Source organism: Pseudoxanthomonas sp. CF385 (assembly GCF_900104255.1).
Classification (GTDB): domain Bacteria; phylum Pseudomonadota; class Gammaproteobacteria; order Xanthomonadales; family Xanthomonadaceae; genus Pseudoxanthomonas_A.
The window spans coordinates 758279-775525 of sequence record NZ_FNKZ01000001.1; the positions used below are offsets into that span (position 1 = coordinate 758279).

The following is a 17247-nucleotide window of genomic DNA, read 5'->3' on the forward strand; positions in this document are numbered from 1 at the left end:
GGCCACGCCCCCTGCCGTGCCCCCCCATGGACAAGATCGAACGCATCACCGCCCTGCACCGCATCCTCAAGGCGGCGCGCTATCCGGTCACGGTGAAGCGCCTGCAGGAGGAACTCGGCTGTTCGCGCGCGACGGTCTACCGGGACCTCGCCTACCTCCGCGACGCGCTGATGGCGCCGATCGAAGGCGACGGCGAAGCCGGCTTCCGCTACCACGCCGCGGAGAGCGAACGCTTCGAACTGCCCGGCCTGTGGCTGAGCTCGGAAGAGCTGTATGCCCTGCTCGCGGCGCAGCAGTTGCTGGTCCGCACCGGCGGCGGCGTGCTGTCCGGCGCGCTGGCGCCGCTGCAGAAGCGCATCGAGGGCCTGCTGGCCGACCATGCCGGCGTGTCGCAGTGGCCGGTCGACCGCGTGCGCGTCATCCCGCACCGCGGCCGCAAGCTGGACGAAGCCAGTTTCCGCACGGTCGCCTCGGCGGTGCTGGAGCGCAAGCAGCTGCAGTTCGAATACCGCGCGCGTTCCACCGACGAGCGCACGCGCCGCACCGTGTCCCCGCAGCGCATCACCCACTACCGCGACAACTGGTACCTGGACGCGTGGGACCACGAGCGCAACGCGTTGCGCAGCTTCGCCGTGGACCGGGTGGGCAACGCACGCCTGGGCGAAGAAGCCGCACGCGACCTGCCCAACGAGGAACTCAACCAGCACCTGGCCTCGAGCTACGGCATCTTCTCCGGCGAACCGAAGGGCTGGGCGACGATCCTGTTCAGCGCCAAGGCCGCGCGCTGGGTCGCGGACGAACAGTGGCATTCGAAGCAGCAGGGCCGGCACCTGCCCGACGGCCGCTACGAGCTGAAGATCCCCTACAGCGTGTCCCGCGAACTGCTGATGGACATCCTGCATTACGGCGCCGACGCGGAGATCGTCGAACCGGCCGTGCTGCGCGAGCAGGCGAAGGCGCTGCTCGAACTGGCGTTGTCGAACTACGAGAAGAAGTAAGGCCCCTTCGTCGATGCCGAGGGTCGCTTACGGGCCCTTCGGCTCCCCGAATCCCGGTGCGCCCACCTGGGCAGGCACCTGCGGCACGCGGACCAGTTGACGGGCGTTGATGCCATGGTCGCGCGCCTTCTTCACCAGATCCTGGTACTGCGCGTCGCCCATCATCGGGTCGCGGGCGAGTATCCAGCCCATGTCACGGCCCGGATAGTCGATCAGCGCCCAGGAGTAGTCCGGCGCCACGTCGACGATGCGCCACTTCGCCGGCACCACGCCGACGAACCACAACGTCCACTCGCGGTTGCCGGAGGCTTCCTTTACCGACGCGCGGGCTTCGCGCACCTGCTCGGGCTGGTCGAAGCCTTCGCGGTAGTGGTAGCCCACGCCGACCTTGTCGGAATCGCGGAAGGCGTATTCGTAGCGCGCCGCGACATGGCCGCGTTCGGCGAAATAGGGGATGTGTGCCACCACATGCCAGGTGCCCATGAAACGGGGCAGGTCCACCGCCGCGGGGCCCTGCGGCACCTCGCCCCGGCTGGCGCAGCCGACGGCGGCCACCAGCAGGCAGGCAAGCAGGGCAAGTCGGGCCACGCGGAAGAACAACGGCATGGGCATGTGGGACTCCTTCCTCCCTGTCATACGGACACGCTAGTCATCAGGATGCGACGGCGATGTTAACCGGGTATGTCGCAACCCGTGAGATGCAGGTGCGCGAGTGTGACGTCGTACCGACATCAACTCACGGGAGTTCTTCGCCATGTCCACCGGGTCATTCTTCTTCGCGCGCACCGCATCACACGATCGTCCCGACGCCGCACTGGATCGCGTGCTGCGCCGGGCCGTGCTCGCCGGCCTGGCGCTGGTGCTGCTGGTGCCGCTGGCCCGCGCCAGCACCGACGCGCTGGGGTGGCTGCCGCTGTGGCTGGTGGGCATGCCGGCCGCGGCGTGGTGGGCACTGCACCGGTTCCGGCTGCCGGACGCCGTGCGCCGGATGCGTCCGAGCGGGCGCCGACGCGCTCCCCAGGCGCGGCGCCTGCGCGCCCGTCGCGCGGCCCTGGCCCGGGTGGCCTGACCTTCGGCATGGGGTGGCCTCCGGGCCTTGTGCTAGCGTGACACGTTCATGAACTGCACCTCCGGAGCCACCCCCGATGCCCAGACTCACCCATGCCTGCCTGGCCGCCGGCCTTGCCGTTGCGGGCGCAATGTCCGCCCCTGTCCACGCCAAGGACGCTGACGTGTCCAACGACCCGTACGCCTGGCTGGAAGACGTCGAAGGCCAGAAGCAGCTCGACTGGGTGAAGGGCGTCAACGCCAAGGCCGAGGCCGAGATCGCCTCGACCCCGGCCTTCAAGCAGCTGGAAGCGGACATCCGCGCCATCCTCGACTCCGACGCCAAGATCCCGGGCGTGCAGAAGATCGGCGACCACTACTACAACTTCTGGAAGGACAAGCAGCACGAGCGCGGCGTCTGGCGCCGGACCACGCTGGCCGAATACCGCAAGGCCCAGCCGCAGTGGGAGACCGTGCTGGACCTGGACGCGCTGAACAAGGCCGAAGGCAAGAACTGGGTCTGGCACGGCGCCGACTGCCGCAAGCCGGACTACACGCGCTGCCTGGTCGCGCTGTCGCGCGGCGGTGCCGACGCGGACGAGACCCGCGAGTTCGACCTGGTCAACAAGGCGTTCCTGAAGGACGGCTTCTACCGTCCTGAAGCCAAGGGCGCGCTGGGCTGGAAGGATGCCGACACCGTCTACGTCTACAGCGACTTCGGCGCCGGCAGCCTGACCAGCTCGGGCTACCCGCGCATCGTCAAGGAATGGAAGCGCGGCACCCCGCTGGCCTCGGCCGCGGTGGTGTACGAAGGCACCGCCGAAGACATGTACATCGCCGCGTTCCACGACGACACGCCGGGCTTCCAGCGCGATTTCGTCAGCCGCACCATCGCCTTCTACAACGATGAGCTGTACCTGCGCAGCGCCGACGGCAAGCTGGTCAAGATCGACGTGCAGAACTCGGCCAACAAGGGCGTGCACAAGGAATGGCTGACGCTGGAACTGCGCGAGCCGTGGACCGTCGGCGGCAAGACCTACGCGGCGGGCAGCCTGCTGGCGACGAAGTTCGACGACTTCATGGCCGGCAAGCGCGACTTCGACGTGCTGTTCACCCCGACCGACAAGACCTCGCTGGCCGGGTTCACCTGGACGAAGAACCACCTGGTGCTGAACGTGCTCGAGGACGTGAAGAACCGCCTGAGCGTGCTCACGCCGTCCGCGTCGGGCTGGAAGACCAGCGCCTTCGTCGGCGCACCGTCGTTCGGCACCATCGGCGTCAGCGACGTCGACAGCGACGACAGCGACGCGGTGTGGCTGACCGTCACCGACTACCTGACCCCGACCACGCTGTCGCTGGCCGAGATCGGCAAGCAGCCGGAGCAGCTGAAGTCGATGCCGGCGTTCTTCGATGCCTCGGGCAAGAAGATCGAGCAGCACTTCGCCACGTCCAAGGACGGCACCAAGGTGCCGTACTTCCTGGTCCGCCCGGAAGGCCTGAAGTACGACGGTAGCACGCCGACCCTGCTGTACGGCTACGGCGGCTTCGAGATCTCGCTGACCCCCGGCTATTCGGGTGGCGTGGGCAAGGGCTGGCTGGAGAAGGGCGGCGTGTATGCGGTGGCCAACATCCGCGGCGGTGGCGAGTACGGCCCGCGCTGGCACCAGGCCGCGTTGAAGGCCAACCGCCACAAGGCGTACGAGGATTTCGCCGCGGTCTCGCAGGATCTGGTGGCCCGCAAGATCACCTCGCCGAAGCATCTGGGCATCCAGGGCGGCAGCAACGGCGGCCTGCTCACCGGCAACATGCTGACCCAGTACCCGGAGCTGTTCGGTGCGGTCGTCGTGCAGGTCCCGCTGCTGGACATGAAGCGCTACAGCCATCTGCTGGCCGGCGCCTCGTGGATGGCCGAGTACGGCAACCCCGACACCGCCGACTGGGAATTCATCAAGACCTTCTCGCCGTACCACCTGTTCGACGCGAAGAAGGACTATCCGCCGACCCTGTTCATGACCTCCACCCGCGATGACCGCGTCCATCCGGGCCACGCCCGCAAGATGGCCGCCAAGATGCTGGAGGCCGGCAAGGACGTGCGCTACTACGAGAACATCGAAGGTGGCCACGGCGGCGCGGCGAACAACGCCCAGGCCGCCCACATGAGCGCGCTGGCCTACACCTTCCTCTGGCAGCAGCTGGCCAAGTAAGCGTCCGACGCCCCTCTCCGGAGGGGCGTCGCCATTGCATCCCGCGTCCCCGGACCCCATCCATGAAACCGACCTTCCTGCTGCTGGCCGCTTCCGTCCTGATGAGCACCCCGATCACTTCCGCCCTCGCCGCCACCGCCACCCCGCCCGACGCGGTGAAGAAGCCGCACGTCGTCAAGGCCCCGCATGGCGCCGAGCGCAACGACGAGTACTACTGGCTGCGCGACGACAAGCGCGAAAACAAGGAGATGCTGGCGTACCTCAACGCCGAGAACGCCTACACCGATGCGCTGATGGCGCCGCTGAAGCCGCTCGAGGACAAGCTCTATAACGAGGTCGTCGCGCGCATCAAGCAGGACGACGCCAGCGTGCCGTACCGCGAGCGCGGCTGGTGGTACTACGCGCGCTTCATCGCCGGCAAGGATTACCCCGTGCATGCGCGCCGCAAGGATGGCGCGGGCGTGGATGCCGTGTCGATCCAGGCGGCCAACGCGGCCGGCGACTTCACCGGCGAGCAGGTGCTGCTCGACGTCAACGCGCTGGCGGGTGACAAGCTCTTCTACAGCGTCGGCGACTACGAAGTCAGCCAGGACAACACCCTGCTGGCCTATGCCGACGACACCAACGGCCGTCGCCAGTACACGATCCGCTTCAAGAACCTGCAGACGGGCGAGTTGCTGGCGGACACCGTCACCAACGCCGAGCCGAACCTGGTGTGGTCCGATGACGGCCGCACGTTGTTCTACGTCGACAAGGACCCTGAGACCCTGCTCAGCAAGCGGGTGAAGTCGCACGTACTGGGCACGCCGGCCAGCCAGGACAAGCTCGTCTACGAAGAGGAAGACGACAGCTTCTACATGGGCATCGGCCGCAGCCGCGACGACGAGTTCATCTGCATCAGCGTCGAGAGCACCGTCTCCTCCGAGATGCGCTGCACGCCGGCCGCCAGCCCGGGCGTGTTCACCGTACTCGCTCCGCGCGAGCGCGACGTGGAATACCAGGCCGACCACCTCGGCGGCCGCTGGGTCATCCGCACGAACGCCGACGGCGCCACCAACTTCAAGCTGGTGACCGCGCCGACCGATTCGACCTCGCGCAAGGACTGGAAGGACTGGATCGCGCACCGCGACGACGTGTTCGTCGAGGGTTTCGAACTGTTCGACGGTTTCAGCGTCGTTTCCGAGCGCGCCAACGCGCTGGAAAGCCTGCGCGTGATCAAGGCCGACGGCAGCAGCGACTACGTCAAGGCCGACGAACCCGCCTATTCGATGGGCCTGTCGGCCAATCCCGAGACCGGCACCGATTGGCTGCGTTACGGCTACACGTCGATGACCACGCCGTCCACGACCTATGAGATCAACGTCAAGACCGGCGAACGCCGCCAGCTCAAGCAGCAGCCGGTGCCGGGCTACGACGCCTCGCAGTACGTGACCGAGCGCGTGTGGGTGCCCGCCCGCGACGGCAAGACGAAGATCCCGGTGACCCTGGTCTACAAGAAGGGCTTCAAGCGCGACGGCACCGCACCGCTGCTGCAATACGGCTATGGCAGCTACGGCGCATCGATGGACCCGAACTTCAGCGTCACCAACGTCAGCCTGCTGGACCGCGGCGTGGTGTATGCGCTGGCGCACATCCGCGGCGGCCAGGAAATGGGCCGCACCTGGTACGACGACGGCAAGCTGTACCACAAGGTCAACACGTTCACCGACTTCATCGACGTCACCGACTACCTGGTGAAGGAAGGCTACGCGGCGAAGGATCGCGTGGCAGCGATGGGCGGCAGCGCCGGCGGCCTGCTGATGGGCGCGGTGTCGAACATGGCGCCGGAGAAATACAAGGTCATCCTGACCCTGGTGCCGTTCGTCGACGTGGCGACCACGATGCTGGATCCCACCATCCCGCTGACCACCAACGAGTACGACGAGTGGGGCAATCCGGAAGAGAAGGGGTACTACGACTACATCCTGACCTACTCGCCCTACGACAACCTGCAGGCCAAGGCCTACCCGTCGATGTTCGTCGGCACCGGCCTGTGGGATTCGCAGGTGCAGTACTGGGAGCCGGCCAAGTACGTCGCCCGCCTGCGCGATCTCAACACCGGCAAGGGCCCGGTGGTGTTCCGCACGAACATGGAAGCCGGGCACGGCGGCAAGTCCGGCCGCTTCCGCCAGTACCGCGAGCGCGCCGAGATGTTCGCCTTCATGCTGGACCAGCTGGGCGTCGCGTCGAAGTAACCGCTGCACGCGCGCAGGACCACCGAACGAGCCGGGGAAACCCGGCTCGTTCCGTTTCGGGTGGCCCACGCCGACCGGCGGCGCTCAGGTCCCGGCGGGCGCGGCCGATAGCGAGGCACGTGGACGGTGAACGGGGTGGAGTCATGGCAACGTGGGGTGCGGTCGTCCGGTCCGCGCAACTCGTCTTTGCGCCGTCCGCCACCGATTTGGGGTACAAGGTCGCCGTGCACGACACGTCTCCCCCGCCAGCACGCGAGCTTCCCGAGCCCCGGCCGACCCGCTTCCGCTGGGCCTGGTGGTTGCTGGCCTACGCCAGCCTGGGCATGGGCATCCTCGGCGTGTTCGTGCCGGGGCTGCCCACCACGGTGTTCATCCTGATCGCGGCCTATGCGGCGTCGCGCGGCTCGGACCGGCTGCATCGCTACCTGGTCACGCATCGGCGCTTCGGCCCGATGATCCACGACTGGCATCTGCACCGTGCGGTGTCGCGGCGCGCCAAGTGGGCGGCCACGTGGACGATGCTCGCCAGTGCGGCGATCCTGCTCGCGCTGATGCTGTGGACCGGGTCGCACCGCTGGTGGATGGTCGCGCTGCCGATCGCGTGCATGGCGGCGGTCGGTGCCTGGCTGTGGATGCGCCCGGAGCCGCCCCGCTGAGCGACCGCCGGCGCGTTCATCGGCCTGTGGCTATACTCGCGGCATGAACCGGAATGCCCGTCTTTTCGTCGCTGCCGCCCTGATGGCGGTCCTGTCCGCCTGCGGAGCCAAGGGCCCGCTGTTCCTGCCGGAAAAGCCTGCCGAAGACGCGCCCGTCGCGCCGGCGACGGTCCCCGAAACGACGCCCGCGCCCACGCTGCCCGCCGAGCCGCCGATCGATCCGGCCACCGTGCCAGCTACCGGCGGGAATGGCTGAGCCGATTCGCGCGCGGGACACGTCCATGCGATTCACCAAGATGCACGGCGCCGGCAACGACTTCGTCGTGCTGGACCTGCGCGACGGCCTGCCGCCGCCGGATGCAGCGCTCGCCGCCCATCTGGCGGATCGCCACCGGGGCGTGGGCTGCGACCAGATCCTGACGATCGAGCCGCCGCGCTCCGCCGGCGCGGTCGCCGCCTACGGCATCTGGAACGCCGACGGCTCGCCCTCCCAGCAATGCGGCAACGGTGCGCGCTGCGTGGCGGCGTGGCTGGTGCGCGACGGCGTGGCGCGCGGCGACACCTTCGTCGTCGATAGTCCGCTGGCGACGCATGCGGTCGAGCGCCTCGGCGAGGACCGCTACGCGATCGCCATGGGGGTGCCGGAATTCGTGCCGGCGTGCATCCCGCTGCGCGGCTTCGAGCAGCCGCGCGCGGAATACGACGCCGATGTCGATGAGGGTGTGAAGCTGCGCTTCGGTGCGGCATCGATGGGCAACCCGCATGCGGTGATCGAGGTGCCCTCGGTGGATACCGCGCCGGTGCACCACTACGGTCCGCTGCTGCAGCGCTCGCCGCATTTCCCGGAATCGGTCAACGTCGGTTTCGCCGAGGTCGTCGCGCGCGATCGCGTGCGCCTGCGCGTCTACGAGCGTGGCGTCGGCGAAACGCTGGCCTGCGGCAGCGGCGCCTGTGCGGCGGCCGCCGTGCTGATCCGCCGCGGGCGCGTGGATCGCGACGTGGCCATCGTATTGCCGGGTGGGGAGCTCCGCATCCGCTGGCCGTCCGACGACGCGCCCGTCATCATGTCCGGGCCGGCGGCATTCGTATTCGAAGGGGAATGGAAAGCATGAGCGAGACACTCGAAAAGCTGGGCGCCCACGAGGTCGCGGCCTGGCTGCGGCGGCACCCGACCTTCCTGAAGCAGTTCCCCGACCTGGCCCTCAGCCTGGTGGTGCCGCGCGACGAGGGCCCGACCGCGTCGCTGGCCAGCTACCAGCTGGAGGTCCTGCGCGACAAGAACCGCGAACTGTCCAAGCGCCTCAACGACCTGTTCGGCAACGCACAGGAGAACGAACGCCTGGCGGTGCGCACGCACCAGCTGGCGCTCACCCTGATGAAGCAGGGCAGCGCCGCCGACACGGTCCGTGCGATGGCGGCCTCGCTGGCGGAGGATTTCAACGGCGACCGCGTGAGCATCGTCCTGCTGGAGCCCGTCGCGGGCCTGGAGGAGAACGAGTGGCTGCAGGTCGTCCCCGCCGACAATCCGCACATGACGCCGTTCCGGGACTGCCTGCGCGATGGCGAGCCGATCTGCGGACGCCTGCAGCCTGAGAAGCACGTGCTGCTGTACGGCTCGCGTGCCGAAGAGGTGGCGTCTTCCGCGCTGCTGCCGCTGCCCGGCATCGGGCTGGTGGCGGTGGGCAGCCGCGACAGCAACCGTTTCTACCCCGGCATGGGCACGCTGTTCCTGCGCATGATGGGCGAGACGCTGGCGACGGCGCTGAAGCGGTTCGCCTGATTCGGGCGGATCGCGCGGACCTGCGCGCATGACGGTCGACGGATTCCTCGCCTATCTCGAAGTCGAGCGTCGCGTCTCCGCGCACACGCTGGATGCCTATCGGCGCGACCTCGCCGCGTTGACGGAATGGTCCCGGGCGCAAGAGATCGCCGATGTGGCCGAGGTGCAGTCCGAGCAGTTGCGCGGCTTCGTGGCCGCCGAGCATCGCCGTGGCCTGTCGCCCAAGAGCCTGCAACGGCGCCTTTCCGCCTGCCGCAGCTTCTACCAGTGGCTGTTGAAGCACGGCCGCATCGCGGCCAGTCCCGCGGCCGCGCTCCGGGCGCCCAAGGCACCGCGCAAGCTGCCGCAGGTGCTGGATGCCGATGAAGCGGTGCGGCTGGTCGAAGTGCCCACCGACGCACCGCTGGGCAAACGCGACCGTGCGCTGCTGGAGCTGTTCTATTCCTCGGGCCTGCGGCTGAGCGAACTGTGCACGCTGCGGTGGCGGGACCTCGACATGGCCGGCGGCATGGTCAACGTGCTCGGCAAGGGCAGCAAGGAGCGACGCGTGCCGGTGGGTTCGCACGCGCGCCGCGCGCTGGAGGAGTGGCGGCAGGAGCGTCCTGCCGGCAACGACAGCTTCGTCTTCCCCGGGCGCGGCGACGGACCGCTGTCGCAGCGCGCCGTGCAGATCCGCATCAAGCAGCTGGCGCAGCGGCAGGGACTGTTCAAGCACGTGCATCCGCACATGCTCCGCCACAGCTTCGCGAGCCACATCCTCGAATCCTCGGGCGACCTGCGCGGTGTGCAGGAACTGCTCGGCCATGCCGACATCGCCACCACGCAGATCTACACGCACCTGGACTTCCAGCACCTGGCCAAGGTCTACGACGCCGCGCATCCGAGAGCGAAGCGGAAGAAGGGCTGAACCGTCCCGCCGAAGGTCATGCTTGAACCGCCGTCGGGCGTCCCCACCTCTGGATGAACACCCCGGAGGCCTCCATGGACCCCAGCCAGAATCCGAACGTCTTCCACGCGACCACCATCCTGTCCGTGCGCCGCAACGGCCACGTCGCCGTCGCCGGCGATGGCCAGGTGACGCTGGGCCACACGGTCATGAAGGGCAACGCGCGCAAGGTGCGACGGCTCGGACGCGACGGCCAGGTGCTGGCCGGCTTCGCCGGCGCCGCGGCCGATGCATTCACCCTGTTCGAATTGTTCGAAGCCAAGCTCGAGAAACACGGCCAGCTCACGCGCGCCGCCGTCGAACTGGCGAAGGATTGGCGCACCGAGCGCCGCCTCGGCAAGCTCGAGGCGCTGCTGGCCGTCGCCGACAAGGAAACCTCGCTGATCATCAGCGGCACCGGCGACGTCATCGAGCCGGAGGACGGCATCATCGCCATCGGCTCGGGCGGTTCCTATGCGCTGTCCGCCGCGCGCGCGCTGCTCGCGCATACGGAGCTGGATGCGAAATCCATCGCCGTCGAGTCGCTGAACATCGCCGGCGACATCTGCATCTACACCAACCGCAACGTGGTGGTCGAAGAGCTCTGAGCTCCGATCCCCCGACCGCCCCCATCGACCACATCCCATGACCGAAAACACTTCATCCACGATGACGCCGCGCGAGATCGTGCAGGAACTGGACCGCCACATCGTCGGCCAGCATGCCGCCAAGCGCGCCGTCGCCATCGCCCTGCGCAACCGCTGGCGCCGCATGCAGCTGGACGCCAGCCTGCGCAACGAGGTGATGCCGAAGAACATCCTGCTGATCGGTCCGACCGGTGTCGGCAAGACCGAGATCGCCCGTCGCCTGGCCACGCTCGCCAACGCGCCGTTCGTGAAGGTCGAGGCCACCCGCTTCACCGAGGTCGGCTACGTCGGCAAGGACGTCGAGCAGATCGTCCGCGACCTGGCCGACACCGCGGTGAAGATGTACCGCGAACAGGCCAAGGCGCGCATGCGCACCCAGGCCGAGGAGCGTGCCGAGGATCGCATCCTCGACGCCCTGCTGCCGCGTCGCGACGGTGCGGGCGGCGGGTTCGGCTTCGGCGCGAACACCACCACGGTCGACATCGGCGCCGAGCCGTCCTCGAAGGAATCGGAGACCCGGCAGAAGCTGCGCCGCCAGTTGCGCAACGGCGACCTGGACGAGCGCGAGATCGAACTGGAACTGGCGGCCAACGTCGGCGTCGACATCATGACGCCGCCCGGCATGGAGGAGATGGGCCAGCAACTGCGCCAGATGTTCTCCAACCTGGGCGGCGGCAAGACCCACAAGCGCACCGTGACCATCAAGGCCGCGCGTCCGCAACTGGTCGAAGAAGAAGCCGGCAAGCTGGTCAACGAGGACGACATCCGCGCCGCCGCGATCGAGGCCTGCGAGCAGCACGGCATCGTCTTCATCGACGAGATCGACAAGGTCGCCAAGCGCAGCGGCAACGTGGGCGGCGCCGATGTCAGCCGCGAGGGCGTGCAGCGCGACCTGCTGCCCTTGGTGGAAGGCAGCAACGTGTCGACCAAGTACGGCACGGTGAAGACGGACCACATCCTGTTCATCGCCTCCGGCGCATTCCACCTCGCGAAGCCGAGCGACCTGATTCCGGAACTGCAGGGCCGTTTCCCGATCCGCGTCGAGCTGTCGGCGCTGAGCAAGGAAGACTTCATCCGCATCCTCACCGAACCCAAGGCGGCGCTCAGCAAGCAGTACGTCGAGCTGATGAAGACCGAGGGCGTGGCCTTGCGCTTCAGCGACGATGCCATCGACCGCCTCGCCGAGATCGCCGCGCTGGTCAACGAGCGCCAGGAGAACATCGGTGCGCGCCGCCTGCATACGGTGCTCGAGCGCCTGCTCGACACGCTGAGCTACGAAGCGCCCGACCGCGACGGCCAGAGCATCACCATCGACCGCGCCTACGTCGATGCGCACTTGGGCGAACTGGTGCAGGACCCGGACCTGAGCCGCTACATCCTGTAACCACCGGAACCCGCCGCAAGGCGGGTTCTTCGTTTCCGGAGGGCATCGACCCGTCGGTTACAATCGACGCCTCTTCCTGCCGTCTTCGTTTCCATGAGCTCGTTGCCTCCCTGTCCCGAGTGCGCCTCGGCCTACACCTACGAGGACGGCGCGCAGCTGGTGTGCCCCGAGTGCGGCCACGAATGGTCCGCCGAAGCGGCCGGCGCCGGCGACGACGAACGCGTCATCAAGGACGCCAACGGCAACCTGCTGCAGGACGGCGACACCGTCACCGTCATCAAGGACCTGAAGGTGAAAGGTTCGTCGCTGGTGGTGAAGGTGGGGACCAAGGTCAAGAACATCCGCCTGGTCGACGGCGACCACGACATCGACTGCAAGATCGACGGCATCGGCGCGATGAAGCTCAAGTCGGAGTTCGTCCGCAAGGCTTGAGCGGCGCTTCAGTCCTCGCCGATGTCCTCGTTCCACACCTCGGGATTGGCGCGGATGTAGTCGCCGAGCAGGGTGATGCAGGTGTCGTCCTGCAGGTCGATGACGTTGACGCCCGATTCGCGCAGCCAGTCCAGGCCGCCCTGGAAGTTCACCGATTCGCCCACCACCACGGTGCCGATGTTGAACTGGCGCACCAGCCCGCTGCAGTACCAGCAAGGGGCCAATGTGGTGACCATGATGGTGTCGCGGTAGCGGCGCTGGCGGCCGGCCTTGCGGAAGGCATCGGTCTCGCCGTGTACGGAGGGATCGCCTTCCTGCACGCGGCGGTTGTGGCCGCAGCCCAGCAGGCGTCCGTCGTTGTGGTAGAGCGCCGCGCCGATGGGGATGCCGCCTTCGGCCAGGCCCTGGCGGGCTTCGGCGACGGCGGTTTCGAGGAGGGCGCGGTAGTCGGGCATGGGGTTCTCGGGGCGGGGGAGCGTGACGCCCCTCTAGGAATCCAGCTTCACATATCGCCTACTGTGACGCTACTCGCAGCGCGGCGGGGCAGCCCTCTGGCATCCAGGGGCATGGATCGCGCCGCCACGTCAGGAGCCAGGGGATCATGGACATGGGAATGAGCACGACGACGGGTCGCGCGCTGGCGATCGTCGCCTGCGCTGCGTGGGGTATCGCGGCGCTGCCGTCCGCACGCGCACAGAGCATCGAGCAGGGCCTGCTGCAGCTGGAGTGGGGCGATCCCGCCCCGGCGGCGCCGGGCAAGGTACAGCGCGAATCCCGCTTCAACGCGCATCTGGTGAGGGACGACGGCAGCCGCATCGCGCTGGATCCCGCACAGGCGCGCCGTGCGGCGGGCGATCTGTATGTCCTCGCCAACCGGCGCGTGGCGATCGCGTTCGGCGCCCCGGGCAAGACGCCCGCGTCCGCCCCGGCGATCGAAGCCATCGTGCCCGCGGACCGCGTCAGCCAATCCGCACCGGTCACGGCGGCCAACGCCCGCGTGGCCGCCGCCGCGCCGGTGAACGGCGTCACCCGCTGGGTCACGCTGATGTGCAAGTTCAGCGACATCGCCGCCGAGCAGAAGGCGCTGCCGTTCTTCCAGTCGCAGTATGGCGAAGCGGCGGGCCAGCTGGGCCACTACTGGCGCGAAGTGTCCTACAACAAGATCAACCTCGCCGGCAGCAGCGCCTACGGCTGGTTTGCCTTGCCGCAGCCCCGCAGCTACTACGTCACGCAGGAGAACGGCAAGGACAAGGCGGACCTGAAGAAGTTGTTCGCCGACTGCGGCGCGGCCGCCGATGCGTCGGTCGACTTCGGCAGCGTGCAGGGCGTGAACATGATGTTCAACGGCGAGCTCGATGGGTTCGCCTGGGGCGGCGGCAGCTGCGCACCGCTGGAGGGTCGCGCGAACCTGTGCACGCGGGTGACCTGGAATCCGCCCTGGTCCTTCAGCAATCTCGCACCGCTCGCGCACGAGATGGGCCATGGCTACGGCCTGCCCCATTCGGACAATTCCGATGGCGACGACGACACCTACGACAATCCGTGGGACGTGATGAGCGATGGATGGAGCAACGTGGTGCGCGATGCCACATACGGTGCGCGGCCGAAGCACATCAACATCTTCCAGCGCCACCGCCTGAGCTGGGTGGACGCCGCGCGCCAGCAGGTGCTGCTGCTGGGCGACGTCACGACGCGCCAGATCGCACTGGACTACGCGCATCTGCCGGGCTCCACCAACGTGCAGATGCTGGTGCTTTCGCTGTCGCCGCAGGCCGACCCCTACGCGACCGTGGTGTACACGCTGGAAGCCCGCAAGCGCGAGGGCGCCTACGAGGGCGCGCTCGCGGGCGATGCGGTGGTCATCCACAAGATCCAGGCGTCGGGCACGGCCTACAGCGTCGATGCCGACGTCCCGCCCGCCAACACCTCGAACAACGAGGGCTCGATGTTCAAGCTCGGCGAGCGCTGGCTGACACCCGAAGGCACGCATGCGGTCACCATCACGGCGCAGACCGCCACGGGGTTCCTGGTGACGGTCGGGCCCGCCCGTGTCATGAGCAGCCCGAACCCGCCCCGGCTCAAGCCCAGTGGCGTGTCCGCGTCGTCCGCACCCTCGTCCACGGATGCGCGGGTGACCACAGGCGGTGCGCGCGTGCCGCCGGCCACCACCGAACGCTGCACGGAACCTGGCCGGACGACGGCTCAGAAGTGCGCAACGCGCGCGCGTTGATGTAGGGAAAATCCCGACATCGCGGCGGCCGGTTACGGCGGGCCCGCGCGCGTTTTCCCGACCTGCATCCCAGTTCGGAACATCACCGCTCAAGCCGCACGCTCAGCGGCCGACACCGCAGCATGGCGGCGCCATTCCGGCCCGCCCGCCGTGAGTGGAGTCGTGCGTGGTCCATCGACGATCCGCCGACGCGCGGGGTTCGCGCATGCATGCGTGGGCCGCCGGGTTCGTGTTGGCACTGGCTGGCTTGTCTGCGGTTCCGCCCTCGCGTGCGGACACCGTGGTGCAGGGCATCCTGCAGTTGCAGTGGGCGGATCCTCCGCGCGCGACCCCTGGCCGTGCGCAAGCCGCACCGCAACTCGACGTCTGGCTCGAAACCGCACCCGGGCAGCGCGTGGCGCTCGACGCCGCGCAGGCGCGCCGCGCGGCAGGCGATCTCTACGCGCTGGCCAATCGCCATGTCGCGGTGTCCTACCAAGCGTCGGCCGCCAAGACGCAGCGCCTCCTGTCCTTGTCCCCCGTGATCGATGCGATCGTGCCGACCGGCCGCGTGGCGGCGCGCGCGACCGTCGCGAGCGCGGAGGGGCGCGTGATGGCGGCGGCGCCGGTGCTCGGCAGCACGCGCTGGGTGACGCTGATGTGCAAGTTCGCCGACATCGCCACCGAACAGAAGCCGCGTGATTTCTTCCAGGCCCAGTACGGCACGGCACCCGGCCAGCTGGGCCATTACTGGTCCGAGGTCTCTTACGGCCAGGTGGACCTGTCCGGCAGCTCCGCCCATGGCTGGTACACGCTGCCGCAGCCCCGCGAGGCCTATCTGGCCGTCGTGAACGGCAAGCAGAAGGCGCAGTTGTCGCAGCTGTTCGTGGACTGCGCCGCCGCCGCGGATGCCGACGTCGACTTCCGGGGCGTGCAGGGCGTCAACCTGATGTTCAACGGCGAGCTGGACGGCAACGCCTGGGGCGGCGGTGCGTGCGCGACCCTCGACGGCGCCTATACCTGCACGCGGGTGACGTGGAGCCCGCCGTGGTCGTTCGCGAACCTGGCGCCGCTCGCGCATGAGATGGGGCACGGCTACGGCCTGCCGCACTCCAACAATTCGGATGGTGACGGCGATACCTACGACAATCCGTGGGACCTGATGAGCGATGCGTGGCGCAACGCCACCAGCGACGCCACCTTCGGCACGCTGCCCAAGCACGTCAACATGTACCAGCGTGAGCGACTGGGCTGGCTGCCCGCCGCGCGCAAGCGCGTCATCGACGCCGACAATACCGGGACGCACGAGATCGAGCTGGACGCCGGCAGCCTGCGCGGTTCGTCCAACACGCAGCTGGTCGTTCTCGCGATGCCGGCGCAGCCCGACCCCTACAAGACCGTGATCTACACGCTGGAGGCGCGCCGACGCACGGGCACGTACGAAGCGAAGCTCGCGGGCGACGCCGTGATCGTCCACACGCTGGAGGACTACGGCATCGCCTACAGCATCGACACGGATACACCGGTCGCCGACGTGTCCAACAACGAAGGCTCGATGCTGAAGGTGGGCGAGCGCTGGAACACGCCCGACGAACGACACTGGGTCGAAGTCGTTGCGGCCACGGCGGAGGGCTTCCGCGTGCGCGTGGGGCCGCGGCCCCGGATGATGAGTTCACCCGCGCCCGTGCTGGTGAAGCCTGCCACGCCCACGGCGTCGTCGCAGGCGGCCGGCGGCACCGGAACGCCCTCGGCGCCCGCCCTGGCGACGCGTTCGACCACGCCGAAAAGCCGGTGCAGCGCGCTTCCCCGCCTGCTGAGGCATCCGGCCCTGTGCGCGCTGCTGGAGCCCTGAGGGTCAGGGCCACCCGGCTGCGCGGGTAGTGCGATAATCGGGGCATGAGCGAATCCCCCTACGAACGCGGCACCACCCATTTCGGCTTCCGCGACGTCGCCGCCCGAGAAAAGCAGAAGCTGGTCGGCGAGGTCTTCACGTCGGTCGCCGGCAAGTACGACCTGATGAACGACCTGATGAGCCTGGGCATCCATCGGGTCTGGAAGCGCTATTTCGTCGGCACCTGCCAGGTCAAGCGCGGCGACCGCGTGCTCGACCTCGCCGGCGGCACCGGCGACATCGCCGCGCTGCTGAAGGATCGCGTCGGCGATGCCGGGCAGATCGTGCTGGGCGACATCAACGCCGGCATGCTGTCGGTGGGGCGCGACCGGCTGACCGACCGCGGCCTGGTGCAGGGCCTGGAGTACGTGCAGTGCAACGCCGAGGCGCTGCCGTTCCCGGACGCGAGTTTCGACCTGGTCACCATTGCCTTCGGCCTGCGCAACGTCACCGACAAGGACGCGGCGCTGCGCGAGATGCATCGGGTGCTGAAAGTGGGCGGGCAGGCGCGCGTGCTGGAGTTCTCGGAAGTGACCGTCGACTGGTTCAAGCCGGTCTACGACTTCCACTCGTTCAAGGTGCTGCCGAAGCTGGGCCAGCTGTTCGCCCAGGACGCCGGCAGCTACCAGTACCTGGCCGAGAGCATCCGCCAGCACCCGCCGCAGGCCGAACTGCAGGGCATGATGGACGCCGCCGGCTTCGCCCGGACCAGCTTCCGCAACCTGTCCGCGGGGATCGTGGCCATCCACACCGGCTACAAGGTCTGAGGACGCGCGCCGGTCAGGGACGGTAGGGGCCGGCCGCCGCGCGGCGCGGTAAACTTGGGGCTTCCCCCGATCG

The 17247-nt window shown here is 68.4% G+C and carries 17 protein-coding genes; 15 read left to right on the top strand and 2 right to left on the bottom strand.

Annotated elements, in window-relative coordinates; genetic code table 11:
• Nucleotides 1–26 precede the first annotated feature (26 nt).
• A complete protein-coding gene (locus BLT45_RS03255; RefSeq protein WP_093295100.1) occupies nucleotides 27–998 on the top strand; it encodes a helix-turn-helix transcriptional regulator in 972 nt (323 codons plus the stop codon).
• Nucleotides 999–1025: 27 nt separating this feature from the next.
• Here the strand turns inward: BLT45_RS03255 and BLT45_RS03260 are convergent, their stop codons facing one another.
• Complete coding sequence (locus tag BLT45_RS03260) at nucleotides 1026–1610, bottom strand: lipocalin family protein (protein WP_254771774.1); 585 nt, start codon at nucleotides 1608–1610, stop codon at nucleotides 1026–1028.
• A 142-nt stretch (nucleotides 1611–1752) separates the two neighbouring features.
• Between BLT45_RS03260 and BLT45_RS03265 the strand changes: the two genes are divergently transcribed.
• The 11 genes from BLT45_RS03265 (at nucleotide 1753) to BLT45_RS03315 (ending at nucleotide 12307) form a co-directional block, all read left to right on the top strand.
• Entirely contained in the window at nucleotides 1753–2067 is a 315-nt protein-coding gene (locus BLT45_RS03265) for a hypothetical protein (protein ID WP_093295105.1), read from the top strand.
• Nucleotides 2068–2143: 76 nt separating this feature from the next.
• On the top strand, nucleotides 2144–4249 hold the full coding sequence (locus BLT45_RS03270; RefSeq protein ID WP_093295108.1) for a prolyl oligopeptidase family serine peptidase: 2106 nt from the start codon (nucleotides 2144–2146) through the stop codon (nucleotides 4247–4249).
• 62 nt (nucleotides 4250–4311) lie between these two features.
• Nucleotides 4312–6483 (top strand): S9 family peptidase, encoded by a 2172-nt coding sequence (locus BLT45_RS03275; RefSeq protein ID WP_093295111.1) that lies wholly within the window; start codon nucleotides 4312–4314, stop codon nucleotides 6481–6483.
• Nucleotides 6484–6707: 224 nt separating this feature from the next.
• Complete coding sequence (locus tag BLT45_RS18460; protein WP_256385819.1) at nucleotides 6708–7139, top strand: YbaN family protein; 432 nt, start codon at nucleotides 6708–6710, stop codon at nucleotides 7137–7139.
• Between the two features lie 43 nt (nucleotides 7140–7182).
• Nucleotides 7183–7395, top strand: coding sequence for an LPS translocon maturation chaperone LptM (locus BLT45_RS03285; RefSeq protein ID WP_093295116.1), 213 nt, complete (start codon nucleotides 7183–7185; stop codon nucleotides 7393–7395).
• Between the two features lie 25 nt (nucleotides 7396–7420).
• Nucleotides 7421–8251 (top strand): diaminopimelate epimerase, encoded by an 831-nt coding sequence (gene dapF / locus BLT45_RS03290; RefSeq protein WP_254771775.1) that lies wholly within the window; start codon nucleotides 7421–7423, stop codon nucleotides 8249–8251.
• Nucleotides 8248–8919, top strand: a complete 672-nt coding sequence (locus BLT45_RS03295; protein ID WP_093295122.1) for a DUF484 family protein — start codon at nucleotides 8248–8250, stop codon at nucleotides 8917–8919. Before dapF ends, BLT45_RS03295 begins: the two co-directional genes overlap by 4 nt.
• Before the next feature lie 28 nt (nucleotides 8920–8947).
• Nucleotides 8948–9826: a tyrosine recombinase XerC gene (gene xerC / locus BLT45_RS03300; RefSeq protein ID WP_093295124.1), complete on the top strand. Its 879-nt coding sequence runs from the start codon at nucleotides 8948–8950 to the stop codon at nucleotides 9824–9826.
• A gap of 74 nt (nucleotides 9827–9900) precedes the next feature.
• The gene (hslV, locus tag BLT45_RS03305) at nucleotides 9901–10452 is read left to right on the top strand and encodes an ATP-dependent protease subunit HslV (RefSeq protein ID WP_056879246.1); all 552 of its coding nucleotides are present in this window, start codon (nucleotides 9901–9903) and stop codon (nucleotides 10450–10452) included.
• Between the two features lie 37 nt (nucleotides 10453–10489).
• Nucleotides 10490–11875 carry an ATP-dependent protease ATPase subunit HslU gene (gene hslU, locus BLT45_RS03310; protein ID WP_093295127.1) on the top strand — a complete coding sequence of 462 codons (1386 nt, stop codon included), beginning with the start codon at nucleotides 10490–10492 and terminating at the stop codon, nucleotides 11873–11875.
• Nucleotides 11876–11968: 93 nt separating this feature from the next.
• The gene (locus tag BLT45_RS03315) at nucleotides 11969–12307 is read left to right on the top strand and encodes a zinc ribbon domain-containing protein YjdM (protein ID WP_093295129.1); all 339 of its coding nucleotides are present in this window, start codon (nucleotides 11969–11971) and stop codon (nucleotides 12305–12307) included.
• 8 nt (nucleotides 12308–12315) lie between these two features.
• Here BLT45_RS03315 and BLT45_RS03320 read toward each other — a convergent pair whose 3' ends face one another.
• The gene (locus tag BLT45_RS03320; RefSeq protein WP_093295132.1) at nucleotides 12316–12762 is read right to left on the bottom strand and encodes a nucleoside deaminase; all 447 of its coding nucleotides are present in this window, start codon (nucleotides 12760–12762) and stop codon (nucleotides 12316–12318) included.
• A 158-nt stretch (nucleotides 12763–12920) separates the two neighbouring features.
• Here BLT45_RS03320 and BLT45_RS03325 point away from each other — a divergent pair, with 158 nt between their 5' ends.
• From BLT45_RS03325 to ubiE, 3 genes are all read left to right on the top strand, one after another.
• The gene (locus tag BLT45_RS03325; protein ID WP_093295135.1) at nucleotides 12921–14537 is read left to right on the top strand and encodes a metallopeptidase domain-containing protein; all 1617 of its coding nucleotides are present in this window, start codon (nucleotides 12921–12923) and stop codon (nucleotides 14535–14537) included.
• Nucleotides 14538–14742: 205 nt separating this feature from the next.
• Nucleotides 14743–16368, top strand: a complete 1626-nt coding sequence (locus tag BLT45_RS03330) for a metallopeptidase domain-containing protein (RefSeq protein ID WP_093295139.1) — start codon at nucleotides 14743–14745, stop codon at nucleotides 16366–16368.
• 44 nt (nucleotides 16369–16412) lie between these two features.
• Nucleotides 16413–17174 (top strand): bifunctional demethylmenaquinone methyltransferase/2-methoxy-6-polyprenyl-1,4-benzoquinol methylase UbiE, encoded by a 762-nt coding sequence (gene ubiE / locus BLT45_RS03335; protein ID WP_093295143.1) that lies wholly within the window; start codon nucleotides 16413–16415, stop codon nucleotides 17172–17174.
• Nucleotides 17175–17247: the final 73 nt, after the last annotated feature.